Source organism: Streptomyces sp. NPDC036984 (assembly GCF_055607665.1).
Genome location: NZ_JBVJRL010000012.1, coordinates 37,917 through 51,342 on the forward strand (window position 1 = coordinate 37,917; position 13,426 = coordinate 51,342).

Annotated in this window: 12 protein-coding genes, 1 tRNA gene and 1 pseudogene; 6 read left to right on the top strand and 8 right to left on the bottom strand. The window is 71.9% G+C overall.

The genetic code is table 11. The annotated features are described in order from the left end of the window. Positions 1-87 precede the first annotated feature (87 nt). The 3 genes from ACZ7DL_RS22110 to ACZ7DL_RS22120 all read right to left on the bottom strand — a co-directional run bounded on the left by ACZ7DL_RS22110 (position 88) and on the right by ACZ7DL_RS22120 (position 2,529). Positions 88-1,299 (bottom strand): PP2C family protein-serine/threonine phosphatase, encoded by a 1,212-nt coding sequence (locus tag ACZ7DL_RS22110; protein ID WP_470776524.1) that lies wholly within the window; start codon positions 1,297-1,299, stop codon positions 88-90. A 288-nt stretch (positions 1,300-1,587) separates the two neighbouring features. Further along, positions 1,588-2,268, bottom strand: a complete 681-nt coding sequence (locus tag ACZ7DL_RS22115; RefSeq protein WP_470776193.1) for an HNH endonuclease — start codon at positions 2,266-2,268, stop codon at positions 1,588-1,590. A 173-nt stretch (positions 2,269-2,441) separates the two neighbouring features. Further along, positions 2,442-2,529 (bottom strand) — tRNA-Leu (locus tag ACZ7DL_RS22120). Between the two features lie 415 nt (positions 2,530-2,944). On the opposite strand from ACZ7DL_RS22120, the gene ACZ7DL_RS22125 reads away from it, so the two are divergent. Further along, positions 2,945-4,138, top strand: coding sequence for a low temperature requirement protein A (locus ACZ7DL_RS22125; RefSeq protein ID WP_470776195.1), 1,194 nt, complete (start codon positions 2,945-2,947; stop codon positions 4,136-4,138). 10 nt (positions 4,139-4,148) lie between these two features. Here the strand turns inward: ACZ7DL_RS22125 and ACZ7DL_RS22130 are convergent, their stop codons facing one another. Together ACZ7DL_RS22130 and ACZ7DL_RS22135 are read right to left on the bottom strand one after the other, a co-directional pair. After that, a complete protein-coding gene (locus ACZ7DL_RS22130; RefSeq protein WP_470776197.1) occupies positions 4,149-4,823 on the bottom strand; it encodes a GntR family transcriptional regulator in 675 nt (224 codons plus the stop codon). Positions 4,824-4,978: 155 nt separating this feature from the next. Continuing rightward, complete coding sequence (locus ACZ7DL_RS22135) at positions 4,979-5,926, bottom strand: beta-ketoacyl-ACP synthase III (RefSeq protein WP_470776198.1); 948 nt, start codon at positions 5,924-5,926, stop codon at positions 4,979-4,981. 174 nt (positions 5,927-6,100) lie between these two features. On the opposite strand from ACZ7DL_RS22135, the pseudogene ACZ7DL_RS22140 reads away from it, so the two are divergent. Both ACZ7DL_RS22140 and fdhD read left to right on the top strand, forming a co-directional pair. Next, a pseudogene (locus tag ACZ7DL_RS22140) lies at positions 6,101-6,298 on the top strand (2Fe-2S iron-sulfur cluster-binding protein); the annotation flags it as partial. Positions 6,299-6,305: 7 nt separating this feature from the next. Beyond that, a complete protein-coding gene (fdhD, locus tag ACZ7DL_RS22145) occupies positions 6,306-7,154 on the top strand; it encodes a formate dehydrogenase accessory sulfurtransferase FdhD (protein ID WP_470776200.1) in 849 nt (282 codons plus the stop codon). Between the two features lie 199 nt (positions 7,155-7,353). Here the strand turns inward: fdhD and ACZ7DL_RS22150 are convergent, their stop codons facing one another. Then, positions 7,354-7,875 (bottom strand): isochorismatase family protein, encoded by a 522-nt coding sequence (locus ACZ7DL_RS22150; RefSeq protein ID WP_470776201.1) that lies wholly within the window; start codon positions 7,873-7,875, stop codon positions 7,354-7,356. Positions 7,876-7,894: 19 nt separating this feature from the next. Further along, positions 7,895-8,332 carry a MarR family winged helix-turn-helix transcriptional regulator gene (locus ACZ7DL_RS22155; RefSeq protein WP_470776203.1) on the bottom strand — a complete coding sequence of 146 codons (438 nt, stop codon included), beginning with the start codon at positions 8,330-8,332 and terminating at the stop codon, positions 7,895-7,897. Between the two features lie 110 nt (positions 8,333-8,442). Here ACZ7DL_RS22155 and ACZ7DL_RS22160 point away from each other — a divergent pair, with 110 nt between their 5' ends. Next, a complete protein-coding gene (locus ACZ7DL_RS22160; RefSeq protein WP_470776205.1) occupies positions 8,443-9,360 on the top strand; it encodes a quinone oxidoreductase family protein in 918 nt (305 codons plus the stop codon). 115 nt (positions 9,361-9,475) lie between these two features. Beyond that, complete coding sequence (locus tag ACZ7DL_RS22165; RefSeq protein WP_470776207.1) at positions 9,476-11,383, top strand: exo-alpha-sialidase; 1,908 nt, start codon at positions 9,476-9,478, stop codon at positions 11,381-11,383. On the opposite strand, the gene ACZ7DL_RS22170 is transcribed toward ACZ7DL_RS22165, so the two are convergent. Then, positions 11,333-12,376, bottom strand: coding sequence for a bile acid:sodium symporter family protein (locus ACZ7DL_RS22170; RefSeq protein ID WP_470776209.1), 1,044 nt, complete (start codon positions 12,374-12,376; stop codon positions 11,333-11,335). The genes ACZ7DL_RS22165 and ACZ7DL_RS22170 overlap by 51 nt on opposite strands. A gap of 166 nt (positions 12,377-12,542) precedes the next feature. Between ACZ7DL_RS22170 and ACZ7DL_RS22175 the strand changes: the two genes are divergently transcribed. Next, on the top strand, positions 12,543-13,412 hold the full coding sequence (locus tag ACZ7DL_RS22175; protein ID WP_470776210.1) for a LysR substrate-binding domain-containing protein: 870 nt from the start codon (positions 12,543-12,545) through the stop codon (positions 13,410-13,412). Positions 13,413-13,426: the final 14 nt, after the last annotated feature.

A 13,426-nucleotide genomic window follows, 5' to 3' on the forward strand; every position in this document is an offset into this window, starting at 1 on the left:
GCCATCCCGACTTGCCGCGTGGATGGGAAGAGGCGAGACGCGAGAGCTGGTCACCAGCCGTCCGGCACCGTCCAGGAGAGCGCTGAGTCACCGCTGGTCCTTCGCGCGTGCGGCTGAGGCCTGCTGAGTGTCCGCGCCCGAGCTGACGTGCCGCTGGGTTTCCTGGGGGCCGTGCCAGTCCAGGCACACGGCGGTGGCATCGTCTTCGAGCTGGCCGTCGGCGGCGTCCCGGACCGCGGACGTCAGCGCCAGCGTGGTCTCCCGGGGGTGCAGGTTCCGGGTGCGCTCCAGCAGGGCGGACAGGTCGACCTTCTCGCCGTGACGTTCGAGCATGCCGTCGGTGAACATGAGCAGACGGTCACCGGGCCGCAGGTCGAGGTCCTGCACACGGTAGGGGTGGGGGGTCAGCTCGGACAGCCCGAAGGGATGGTCCACCTCGAAGGTGATCGCCTCCACGGTCCCCTCTCGCATGCGCAGTGGCCAGGGGTGACCTGCGTTGACGAGTCGGGCGCGCCCGGTGTGGAGATTGATGCGCAGTAGCTGTCCGGTGGCGTGACCGTGGCCGTGGTCGATCAGTGCCTGGTCGGCCCGGTGGGCCTGTTCGCCCAGGTCGGCGCCCGCCCGGCGGGCGCCGCGCAGGGCGCCCATCAGGACCGTGGCGGCCAGGGCGGAATCGATGTCGTGGCCCATGGGGTCGGTCACCGACACGTGCAAGGTGTCGCGGTCCACGGTGTAGTCGAAGGTGTCACCGCTGAGGTCCTCGGAGGGCTCCAGGTTCCCGCACAGCGTGAACTGTGCAGCCTCGCACGACAGCGACGGGGGTAGCAGTTGGTACTGGATTTCAGCTGCCAAGGTGGGCGGCCTGGAGCGTTTCCCCCAGGTGTAGAGGTCGGTGAAGCGACCGTTGGCGATCACGATGTAGGCCAGGACGTGTGCGGCTTCCCCGACCGCCTCGAGGACGGCCTCGCAGGGATCGGCCGGCAGGAGCAGTTCCAGTAGCCCGATCGCATCCCCCCGGTTGGTGACCGGCACGATCACCCGCTGTCCCTGGCCGGTCGCCTCCTGGTACAGCCGCTGGGTACGGATCACCTCCTCGTAGACGCTGCCGGACAGGGGGATCCGTTCCGCCTCACGGCCGCCCTCCACGGCGGCGGACAGCCGCGCCACCGCCTTCCCCGTGAGGTCCACGACGAGGAAGGAGACCTTGCCGGCGTTGAAACGCCGCCGCAGGTTTTCCGCGACCACGTCGACGGCGTCCGCCGGCGCCGCCGTCTCCGCTGCCGTCAGCAAGCGGGGCAGTCCACTCTGTCCACCATTCACGACTGCGGTCCCTTCCGCCAGCCCCTCCCACCAGCTTGGGAACCGTGGCAGTGAGCGTCAATCCGTGAACAGTCAGGTACGTGAAGACGGTCACCTATGCGTTCATGGTGAGGAAGCCCGCCACTCGCCTGCGGACGCGGCCGTCACGGCCGCTCCGGTGCAGAACTCGATGGCGGAGGAGCCGGAGGGCGACCCGGGGGCAGACATGTTCCGCGGCATCCCGGCTCCCGCCAGGGTGGAGCGGGTGACCGGCCGCGGCGGCCCGCACTAGGGCAATCTCACCGCCAGGTACTCCCGGACGAGTCGGCCCAGCACCTCCCCCTCGTGCGCGCGTTCGTTGAAGACGGCTCGTCGGAAGGCGTCGAGCTCCTCGCGCTCCAGGAAGGCCACCATGTGCTTGGTCTTCGGGTGCTGGTAGCCGCAGCACATCAAGCGGGTACAGACGTTCCGGGATGTCCCGAGCTTCGGCGTGCGCCAGGGATGGTGCGGGTACCCCCGCAACTCCGCCTTGCAGCGTGCAAGGATCTCCGACAGCTCAGTCTTGTTGCGATGCCTCTCAGCACCGTAGTGCAGCCGGAACCACTCGCGTCGGTCCGTGTCCGCTATCTCCCGCTGCACACGCTCCACGCGCCTCGTGATACCGGCGTAGACCTCGGGCCGCATAGCCCGTGTCGCGAAGCCCGCCTTCGGATATCTGTGGTGCAAGTCCATGTCCGCTACCCAGCGCCTTGCGCTGCGGCCCTTCTTCCAGCGATTGCAGTCATCGCAGGCCGGAACGAAATTCCACCAGATGTCCGCTCCCCCATCGGCGATGGGTGCCTCGTGATCGATCGTCGTGGCAGCCGACCGGCCGCAGTAGGTACACAGTCCGCGCTGCGCTGTCAGGACCATGAGCCATTGCCAGGTCTTCTGCCTGCCCCGCTCGCCTCGACGGATTACGTCCACCACACGCGCTCCTCTTTGATGACTCGCGAGGATGGTAGGGGGAGTCACTGACATCCGACGTGCGCACCAGCAAGGAGATGCCTCTCACTGCCAGGCGAGGCGCCCCTCGGGCTTCTACCGAGCGGTCCCGGGAGCCGGGGAAACAGAAAAACCCCAGATGAACTGGGGTTTCCCGCTGGTGTCCGAGGGGGGACTTGAACCCCCACGCCCGATAAAGGGCACTAGCACCTCAAGCTAGCGCGTCTGCCATTCCGCCACCCGGACCAGGTGTCTGCCGCCTTGCGCGGTGTGTTCCCCGCGGCGACATGGACAACAATACCAAGGTTTCAGAGTGCGTTTCACCTGCGTATCCGTCGGCCGGGCGGCGGCCCGGGGCGCCGGGCCGCCGTGGATTGCCGACGATATACAGTCTGCGAGATCGCGCCTACGGTACGTAGAGGATCACGGCATGGTCGGCCCCGGCACGGCGGTACGGCACCCCGGTCGACGGCCTCGACCACCTGGTCGGTGAGTTCCTTGGCACGGTCGGGGCGGGACTGCGGGTGCGGGAGGTTCGCACAACGGCGGCAGCGGTCACCGAGCCGCAGCCGGCCTCCTGGCGGCCGACGCCAACTCCTTGCGACCGGGCAGGTGTTCCCCCTCTACGATCGGCTCACCGATCATGGAGGGGGAACACCGCATGGACAAGGACATCACGCCCCCGGGGGGACCGGCCGAGGAGCCGGGACGCCGGGTCACCACCCTGGAACTCTTCTTCGACCTGGTCTTCGTCTTCACCCTGACCCAGCTCACCGTGCTGCTGGCGCACGACCTGTCGTTCGCCACGGCCGGCCGGGTGGCGCTGATCCTCGTCGTCCTGTTCTGGATGTACGGCGCCTACGCCTACCTCACCAACCAGGTGCCGCCCGACCGCCCCTCGCGGCGGCTGCTGCTGATGCTCGGCATGACCGCGTTCCTGGTGTGCGCGCTGGCGATCCCCCGCGTGTTCGAGGACACCGGCGTGGTCTTCGGACTGGGTTTCCTGCTCGTGGTGGTCGTGCACACGGCGCTGTACACGCGCAGCCACGGCCGGGACTCCGTCTGGTACGGGGTGCCGAACGCGTTGGCCGCCCTCTCCGTGACGGCCGCGGGCACCACCAGCGGCCTTGCGGCGGACGGGCTGTGGCTGCTCGCGATCGCCCTCCAGTTCGTGACGCCGTTCGTCGCCGAGCACGGCCCGGGCCGCAAGGACGGGCGCAGCGCTGCGACGCTCCGGGTGCAGTTGGGCGCCCTCGACCCGGCGCACTTCGTGGAGCGGCACGGGCTGCTGCTGATCATCGCGTTCGGCGAGTCGGTGATCTCCATCGGGGTCGGCATCGGTGATCTGCCGCTCACCCCGGGCCCGGTGGCGGGTGCGTTCCTCGCGCTCGCCGTCACGGTCGCGCTGTGGTGGACGTACTTCGTGCGGGACGAGGAGGCCGCGGAGGCCGTGTTCCGCGGCACGCCGGCTCCGCGGCGTTGGCGGCTGGCGATGAACGCCTACTACTACGCTTTCCTGCCGATGCTGCTGGGCATCGCCTATCTGGCCGCCGGTGTGAAGAAGACGGTCGGCCACCTCGGCGACCACCCGCGCTGGGGCCCGGCCCTGGCCCTGGCGGGCGGGGTGGCCCTGTTCCTGGCGGGCGACGCCTTCTTCCGGAAGGCCCTGGGGCTGCGCCCGGTCCGCTACCGCGCCGCCGCCTCCGCACTCGCCCTGCTGACGGCGCTGCCGGCCACCCGTCTCCCCGCCTACGCCGAACTGCTGCTGCTGGTGGCCCTGTTGACGGGCATGCTGGCGGTGGAGGCGCGGTGGTGCACGACGGCGCCCGCGCTGCGGCGACCGGCCGGCGTCTGACGGCAGCCGGTCAGGCGGTGTTCCGCTCGTGGTGCGACCGCCGGGTGTGCTCGGTGTGCTCACGCATCAGGTCGGTGGCGCGCTGTTCGTCCCGGGCGGCGATCGCGCCGATCAGCTCGCGGTGTTCGATCCACGACTGCCGGCCGTGCCGGGCCACGGGCGTGTGGTACCAGCGGACCCGCCGGTCGACCTGGGCGGCGAGTTCGCCGAGGACCGTGTTGCCGGCCAGCTCCATCACCTTGGCGTGGAAGGCCGCGTTGAGGGCGACCGCGCCGTCCACGTCTGCGGCCGCCACCGCCTTCTCACCCTCGGCGCACAGCTCCTCGAGGGCGGCGATGCCGGCGCCGTCCGCGTGCGCGGCGGCCAGCCGGGCCGCCTCCGCCTCCAGCAGGGTGCGGACCGTGAGCAGCTGGTCGGCCTCCTCCTCGGTCGGCTCGTGCACGAACGCGCCCTGGGCGGGCCGCAGGTCGACCCACCCTTCGGTGTTGAGCCGCTGGAGCGCCTCGCGCACGGGCTGGCGGGAGACGCCGAGGTGCCCGGCGAGTTCGCTCTCCACGAGGTGCTGGCCGGGCTGGAGGGCGCGGGTGGTGATGAGTTCCAGCAGCGCCTCGTACACGCGCTCACGCAGCGGTCCGGGCCGTTCCAGCCTGGGCACAGCTCCCTGCGGCAGTCCGGCCGACAACATCGCGGTCCCCCTCCTGGGCACCGCTGAACGCTGAAGACGCTGGACGCCCGGTATCGATCGTCTTTCGTCCACAGCCTACGGTGCACAGGATCCATTCAGGGTGCGCGCAGAAGCCGGCGGGAATCCGCCGAGGCCCGCGCGAGCCCCTCACGGAATCAGGGGCAGCGCACGACCTGTCCGGCGTACGACAGGTTGCCGCCGAAACCGAACAGCAGCACCGGGTCGCCGGTGCGCAGCGCCCCCCGTTCGAGCAGTTTGGAGAAGGCGAGCGGAATGCTGGCGGCCGAGGTGTTGCCGGATTCGGTGACATCGCGGGCGATCACCGCGTTCACGGCGCCGAGCTTCTCGGCCAGCGGCTCGATGATCCGCAGGTTGGCCTGGTGCAGCACGACCCCGGCGAGCTCCTCGGGCGCCACCCCGGCCTTCGCGCAGGCCTGGCGGGCGATGGCGGGCAGCTGGGTGGTGGCCCAGCGGTAGACGCTCTGCCCCTCCTGCGCGAACCGCGGCGGCGTGCCCTCGATCCGTACGGCGTGCTTCATCTCCGGCACCGAACCCCACAGCACCGGCCCGATCCCCGCCTCCTCTCCGGGCGGGCACGCCGTCACGACGGCTGCCCCGGCCCCGTCGCCGACGAGGACGCAGGTGGTGCGGTCGGTCCAGTCGGTGACCTCGGACATCTTGTCCGCGCCGATGACCAGGGCGCGGGTCGCCGCACCGGCGCGGACGGTGTGGTCGGCGGTGGCCAGGGCGTGGGTGAATCCGGCGCACACCACGTTGACGTCCATCGCGGCGGGCCGCGGGATGCCGAGCCGGGCCGCCACCCGGGCGGCGGTGTTCGGGGAGCGGTCGATCGCGGTGGAGGTCGCGACGAGGACCAGGTCGATGTCACCGGGGGTCAGGCCGGCCGCGGCGAGCGCCTTGGCCGCGGCGTGCGCGGCCAGCTCGTCGACGGGCTCGTCGGGGCCCGCGATGTGCCGGGTCCGGATGCCGACGCGGCTGCGGATCCACTCGTCACTGGTGTCGACCATGCTCGCCAGGGCGTCGTTGGTGAGCACCTTGGCGGGCTGGTAGTGACCGATGGCGGCGATGCGCGAGCCGTTCATGCCGGGAATCCCTTGGTTGCCTGATAGCGGGATCCACCAGTCTGGCCAGTGACCGGCGGGTACGACGGCAGGTGAAGCCACAGGAATGGGGCGCCGCGATTGTCGGCTCCCGTCAGACCGTCGGACGCCCGGGTATCCGCGCCGCCCTGTGGAGCTGTGCCGGAACCCTTGCCGGCCGGCGCCTGGGACGAGTCGCGGCAGACGCGGACGGCCACGGTCCGCGCGTACTGCGGAGCGGGCTGCACGCTCACCCTCCATGTGCAGGACAATGAGATCGTGAAGGTCACCGCCCCGCACGACAAGCCGGTGACCCACGGCAACCTCTGCATCAAGGGCCGTTTCGGCTACCAGCACGTACAGAACCGGGGCTGATCAGGACATGGGACGAGTCACGGAACGACGCAAGGTCCTCCGCATCCGGGACGGGGCCGTCTCCACCCGGCCGGACACGCTCGTCGCCGAGGAGCCCCTGGAGATCCGGCTGAACGGCAAGCCGCTCGCGATCACCATGCGCACGCCCGGGGACGACTTCGCGCTGGCGGCGGGGTTCCTGGTGAGCGAGGGCGTGCTGGCCACGGCGTCCGACCTCCAGAACATCGTCTACTGCGCGGGAGCGGCCGCGGACGGTTCCAACACCTACAACGTGGTCGACGTGAAGACCGCGCCGGGCGTCGTCCTTCCCGACTTCACCCTGGAGCGGAACGTCTACACGTCCTCCTCGTGCGGGCTGTGCGGCAAGGCCAGCCTGGACGCGGTCCGTACGACCACGCGCTGGCCGATCGCCGACACTCCCCCGCTCCGGATCACCCCCGAGCTGCTGGCGAGCCTGCCCGACCGGCTGCGCGCGGCCCAGCGGGTGTTCGACCGCACCGGCGGTCTGCACGCGGCGGCCCTGTTCACCGAGGACGGCGAGCTGCTGGACACCCGGGAGGACGTGGGCCGGCACAACGCGGTCGACAAGCTGGTCGGACGTGCGCTCCAGGGCGACGCGCTGCCGCTGTCCCGGACGATCCTCATGGTCTCCGGCCGGGCCTCCTTCGAACTGGCGCAGAAGGCCGTGATGGCGGGCGTCCCCGTGCTCGCGGCCGTGTCGGCGCCGTCGTCCCTGGCGGTGGACCTGGCCGCGGAGACCGGCCTGACCCTGGTGGGCTTCCTGCGCGGCAACTCGATGAACGTGTACGCGGGCGAGCACCGGATCACCCTGCGGGAGGCGGCCGCCCAGGGCTGACCGGGCCCCTGCTTCCGCTTCGTCCGCCTCCGGGGGCTCCTCAGCCGGTGTCGAGAGACCGGTCGCGCTCAGGGCTTCGCGCCTCCGCGCGTTCCGTCTCTCGGCACCGGCGCGCGCCCCCTACGGCTCTCTTCGCGGCCGACGTACGGGGACAGCGGACGTCGGTGGGCCCTTGCCCCTCGTCGGGGCAGGGAGTCGGTCAGCCGAAGGTCAGGTCCGTCGACCTCGTCACCGTGCCCAGCCTCGGGAAGTCGAGCCGTACGGTTGCCTCGTGCTCGGCGGTGGTGAACGCGGCCATGGTGTCCTCGGCGAAGACGAGGTCGTAGCCGAGGTCGGCGGCGGCGCGGGCGGTGGACTCGACGCCGAGGTTGGTGGCGATGCCGCCGAGCACCAGCGTGGTGACACCGCGTTCGCGCAGCCGCTCGTCCAGCCCGGTGCCCTGGAAGGCGCCCAGCGTCCGCTTGACCACCTCCAGGTCGCCGTCCTGGAGCAGACCGGCCACCAGAGCGCTGCCGGGCGGCTGTTCGGCGACGGTGGGGCGCTCCACCCGCACGAGCACGACCAGGGCACCGGCGCGGCGGAAGGCGCGCGCCAGTTCCTCGGCGGCCGCGAGGACTTCGGCGCCTTTGCGGGGTTGCAGAGGCAGCGCGACGACACGGTCCATCAGGTCGACGAGGATCAGCGCGGTGCGCCGCGGGTCGAACACGGGAGCTGCGGTCATGACGGAACGTTAGCCGCCGTCAGCCGTCCGTGCCGGAAATCCGGATCAACAGGCCCATGAACTGATCGCGTTCGGCCGCCGACAGGGGGGCGAGCAGCCGGTCGTTGGCCTCGCGGGCGGCCTTCTCGCAGCGGACGAGGAGCCGGGCGCCGGCGTCGGTGAGGGAGACGGCGTTCTTGCGCCGGTCGCGGGGGTCGGGGGCGCGGTCGACCAGGCCGGCGGACTGGAGGTCGTTCAGGACGCCGACCAGGTCCTTGGGATCGAGGCTCACGCTGCGGCCGAGGTCGGCCTGCGCGACCGGGGCGAGGTCGCGGACGGCGGAGAGGACGACGTGGTGCCACATCTTCAGCCCCTCGGCCGCGAGGGCGTCGGCGACCAGGGCACGGCCCCGCGCCGCGGCCCGGCCGAGCAGCCAGCTGGGCAGGGAGCGGATCGCGGGCAGGGGTGCTTCGGCCATGGGCGGCAGCCTAGCCGAAGAATCATTGGACATCCCAACGAGTCTTCCCTTACCGTTGGGACTCCCAACGATTTCATGGGTGTTCCCAACGATCGAGCGCGGAGGTTGCGATGCGTCGTGTCCGGTACGAGTCCGCCGGCGGCCCATTGTTCGTGGAGGAGGCCCCCGTCCCCGAGCCCGGCCCCGGGGAGCTGCTGGTGCGCTGCGCGGCCGTCGGCGTCACCCTGCCGGTGGTCCGTAAGGTCACCGCGGCCGCGGAGCCGGTGCCGCTCGGCGGTGAGATCGCGGGCGAGGTGGTCGCGACCGGCGTGGGCGTGACCCGCTTCCGGGCCGGCGACCGGGTGACCGGCCTGTGCTTCGGGCACGGCTACGCCGACTTCGCCGTGCTGCACGAGGCCATGGCCTCGCCGGTACCGGACGGCGCGGACGCGGTGACCGCGGTCGCGCTGGTGCGCAGCGGGCTGGTGGCGTTCGGGGCGCTGGAGGCGGCGCGGCTCGCGCGGGGAGAGTCGGTCCTCGTCACAGCGGCGGCGAGCGGTGTCGGGCATCTCGCGGTGCAGCTGGCGCGGGCGCGGGGTGCGGGGCGGGTGGTCGGGGCGGTGTCCGGGCCGGACAAGGCGGACTTCGTCCGGTCGCTGGGCGCGGACGACTGCATACGCTACGACGACGAGAGCTGGGGCGATCCGGTCGACTGTGTCCTGGACGCCGTAGGCGGCGACCTGCTCACCCCCGCCGTCGCCGCGCTCGCCCCCCACGGCCGGCTGGTCGCGTACAGCTCGGGCGGCGGCACGGTCCAGGCGTACGACCTGCTGGTGGGGGCCAGATCGGTGATCGGCTTCCAGATGGCCCTGATCGCCCGCGGCCGGCCCGAGCTGTACGAGCGGTGGCGGCAGGAGCTGTGGCGGCTGTTCACCGAGGGCACCCTGAAGCCCGCGGTGCACGGGGAGTTCGCGCTGGAGGACGCGGCGGCGGCCCACGAGGCGATCACCACCCGGGCGAACCTCGGCAAGGTGATCCTCCGCCCGTAAGTGTCCGCACGGTTCTTGTGACGCGCGCACCCCGCAACTACCTTCGATGAGACCCACGTTGGACGTGGGATGTCCGGATGTCCCGATGTCCGGCCGACGAAGGGCAGGTCGCACCGTGCCGTCATGTCTTCGCGCCCGTCTCGGGTCCGCACTCGTCACCGCCGCCCTCACCACGGCCGGTCTGCTCATACCGTCGCTCCCCGCCCAACCGGCCGCCGCCCAAGCGGTCTCTGCCCAAGCGGAATCTGCCCAGCCGGCGGACTCGGCACCCGAGTTCGAGCAGCAGGTGCTGTTCAAGGCCGCCCAGGACCCCGGCTATGCGTGCTTCCGCATCCCGGCGATCGTCCGAACGGCCGACGGCACGCTGCTGGCGTTCGCCGAGGGCCGGGTCCTCAACTGCGGGGACGCGGCCGACATCGACATCGTGCTGAAGCGCTCCACCGACGGTGGGCGCACCTGGGGCCCCTTGCAGGTGGTCGACGAGGGCGCCGGCGACACCCACGGCAACCCGGCACCGGTCGTGGACCACGCCACCGGCCGGATCTGGCTCGCGCAGACGTACAACACGGGCCGCACGGACAGCGCCAGCTGCTCGGTCCCCTGCGATCGCACCCCGCATCTCCAGTACAGCGACGACGACGGCCGGAGCTGGTCGCGGCCGCGCGACCTGAGCCCCGAGATCCTGCCCGCCGACTGGAACTCCTGGTACGCGACCGGGCCCGTGCACGGCATCCAGCTCACCCACGGCCGGTACGCGGGACGCCTGGTCTTCGGGGTCAACACCGAGACCTGGGACGGCGGCCGGGTCACCGCCAACCACGCGGCGCTGATCGTCAGCGACGACCACGGCGGCCACTGGCGGATCGGCGCCACGGACACCTGGCCGATCGCCGCCGACGGCACCTTCCGGCAGAAGCCCTCCGAGCTGACCCTCACCGAGCGCGGTGACGGTTCGGTCCTGGTCAGCGGCCGGGAGCAGGACGGCACCGACCTCGGCCACCGCGCCCAGGCCATCAGCCGCGACGGCGGCACCGCCTTCACCGCGCCCTTCCGCGACCTGCCGGACCTGTACACCCCGCAGGTGCAGGGCTCGATGCTGCGCCTGGGCGACCGCATCCTGCTCGCCTGCCCCGGCGACCCCGACCGGCGCCGGACCATGATGATCCGCTCCTCCTACGACGGCGGCCGCACCTGGGGCGGTGTGGACCGCGGCACGGTCGTCACCACGGACTGGTCCGGCTACTCCGACCTGGTGCGCATCGACTCCGGCACGGTCGGCCTGATGTACGAGGGCGGTGCCGTGGACGCCCGCGACGAGATCCGCTTCGCCCGCTTCACCGAGGACTGGCTCGCGCCGCGCCGCGGCCCCGACCCGGTCACCACGGACCTCGCCCCGCGCGCCCGCCCGGCGGCGGTGCTCGGCGACCCGGAGGAGGCGGACGGCGTGTCCGGGAGCGCGCTGGAGTTCGACGGCACCGACGACGCCGTACGCCTGCCGTACCGCGCCGGCCTGCCCTTGGGCGGCAAGGACTTCACGGTGTCGCTCTGGTTCCGGTACAGCGCGACGGCCGGGGAGCAGCCGCTGCTGTGGATGGGCGGGATCGGCACCAGCCAGCCGCAGGTGTGGCTGCGCGGGGAGCCGGCGAACAACCGCGTACAGGGTCTGATCACCGTGCGGAACGGAGCCTCTCCGCCGCAGACCGCGTACGTGCGCACGACCACCGCGTACAACGACGGCGAGTGGCATCACGCCGTACTGCGCAGGGGCGCCGGCCGGCTGTCGTTGTCCGTGGACGGTGCCGAGTCCTCCGTCGCCGGCCCGCCGGGCTCGGTCAGCCGGAACTCCCCCTTCGGCGTCCACCTCGGTCAGCGCATGGACAGCCGTGCCTTCCTCACCGGCGCGCTGGACGAGGTGCGTGTCTGGGACCGGGCGCTCGGCGACGAGGAGCTGGCGGACCCGGACGTGCTGCGGTCACCGCAGGACACGGTCCTGTGGCTGCCCCTGAACCGGGTGCGCGGCTGACTCGTCGGGGCCGTCCGCGGCCACCTCGGGATCGTGGGCCCGGCGCTTGGCGATGACCGCGCACACCATCAGCTGCATCTGGTGGAAGAGCATCAGCGGCAGGACGGCCAGGGAGGCGTGGCTGCCGAAGAGGACGCTCGCCATGGGCAGTCCGGAGGCCAGGGACTTCTTCGACCCGGCGAACTGGATGGCGATCCGGTCCTGCCGGCCGAAGCCGAGGGCCCTGGCGCCGTACCAGGTCAGGGCCAGCATCACGGCCAGCAGGACGGCCTCGATACCGAGCAGCCCGGCCAGCCGTACGGGGCTTATCTGGTGCCAGATGCCCTGGTTCATGCCCTCGCTGAACGCGGTGTAGACGACCAGCAGGATGGAGCCGCGGTCGACCAGCCCGAGGACCTTCTTGTGCCGGGTGATGAATGCCCCGATCCAGCGGCGGGCCACCTGCCCGGCGAGGAACGGCACCAGCAGCTGGAGCACGATCTTCACCAGCGAGTCCGTGGAGAAGCCGACCGCGTCACCGCCGAGCAGCCCCGCCGCGAGCAGCGGGGTGAGGACGATGCCGGCGAGGGAGGAGAAGGACCCGGCGCAGATCGCGGCGGGCACGTTGCCGCGGGCGATGGAGGTGAAGGCGATGGACGACTGGATCGTGGACGGCACCAGCGTCAGGAAGAGCAGGCCCTGGTAGAGGGGCTGGGTCAGCAGGACCGGGACCAGCCCGCGCGCGGCGAGCCCGAAGACCGGGAAGATGACGAAAGTGCAGGCCAGCACGGTGACGTGGAGCCGCCAGTGGCGCAGTCCGTCCAGCGCCTCGCGGGTGGAGAGCCGGGCGCCGTACAGGAAGAACAGGAAGGCGATCGCGGCCGTGGAGGCGCCGGAGACCACATCCGCGGCGGTGTCCCGCGCGGGGAACAGGGCGGCGAGGCCCACCGTGCCGAGCAGCAGCACGATGTACGGGTCGATCGGCATCCGGCTCGGCCGGCGAAGGCGTTTCACAGTGCTCCGATTGCTGGGGGTGTCGTGCGGTTCTCGCGGTGCCCGGTGGGGCGGATCGGGTGCCCGCAGGGCCCCCCTCCATCGTCCTCCCCAGGCCGCTGATCGGGAATCCCGCACACCACTCTGACTGTCATCACGCTGCGCGATGACCGCTAGGCTCGGTGCCGTGTACGACCCCACGCACCTGCGTACCTTCCTGGCCGTGGCCCAGACGCTGAGCTTCACGCAGGCCGCCCAGCGGCTGGGGCTGCGGCAGTCCACGGTCAGCCAGCATGTGCGGCGACTGGAGGACGCGGCCGGCCGGCAGCTGTTCTCCCGGGACACCCATTCGGTGGAGCTGACCGAGGACGGCGAGGCGATGCTGGGGTTCGCCCGCCGGATCCTGGAGGTGCACGAGCAGGCCACGGCGTTCTTCACCGGCACGCGCGTGCGTGGCCGGCTGCGGTTCGGCGCCTCGGAGGACTTCGTCCTGACCCGGCTGCCGGAGATCCTTGAGCGTTTCCGCCACGACCATCCGGAGGTCGACCTGGAGCTGACGGTGGAGCTGTCCGGCACCCTGCACGAGCAGCTGGCCGCCGGAAAGCTCGACCTGGTGCTGGCCAAGCGGGGCCCCCAGGATCCGCGCGGTGAGCTCGTGTGGCGGGACGACCTGGTGTGGATCGGCGCCGAGCGGCTGCGCCTGGATCCCGACCGGCCCGTGCCGCTGATCGTGTACCCGCCGCCGGGCATCACGCGGGCCCGTGCGCTGGAGGTCCTGGAGGGGCAGGGCCGTCCGTGGCGGATCGCGTGCACGAGCGGCAGCCTCAACGGGCTCATCGCGGCGGCCCGCGCCGGCCTCGGGGTGATGGCCCACTCCCGGCGACTGATCCCGCCGGGCCTGTTCCGGCTGCCCGACCGCGCGGGCCTGCCGGATCTGGGCAAGGTCGACTTCGTCCTCGTCCACGGCCGTCGCCGGGGTCCGGCCGAGGGCGCCGCGCACGCGCTGGCGGCGGCGATCCTGGCGGGCGGCGAACGGCTGCGGCACAGCGGCGGCTGAGCCCCCGCCGGCGC

Bases quoted from the DNA above. Each gene is read 5' to 3' on its own strand.
- ACZ7DL_RS22125 (WP_470776195.1), top strand. From the start codon at position 2,945: ATGGACAAGGACATCACGCCCCCGGGGGGACCGGCCGAGGAGCCGGGA.
- ACZ7DL_RS22130 (WP_470776197.1), bottom strand. From the start codon at position 4,823: ATGTTGTCGGCCGGACTGCCGCAGGGAGCTGTGCCCAGGCTGGAACGG.
- ACZ7DL_RS22135 (WP_470776198.1), bottom strand. From the start codon at position 5,926: ATGAACGGCTCGCGCATCGCCGCCATCGGTCACTACCAGCCCGCCAAG.
- fdhD (WP_470776200.1), top strand. From the start codon at position 6,306: ATGGGACGAGTCACGGAACGACGCAAGGTCCTCCGCATCCGGGACGGG.
- ACZ7DL_RS22150 (WP_470776201.1), bottom strand. From the start codon at position 7,875: ATGACCGCAGCTCCCGTGTTCGACCCGCGGCGCACCGCGCTGATCCTC.
- ACZ7DL_RS22155 (WP_470776203.1), bottom strand. From the start codon at position 8,332: ATGGCCGAAGCACCCCTGCCCGCGATCCGCTCCCTGCCCAGCTGGCTG.
- ACZ7DL_RS22160 (WP_470776205.1), top strand. From the start codon at position 8,443: ATGCGTCGTGTCCGGTACGAGTCCGCCGGCGGCCCATTGTTCGTGGAG.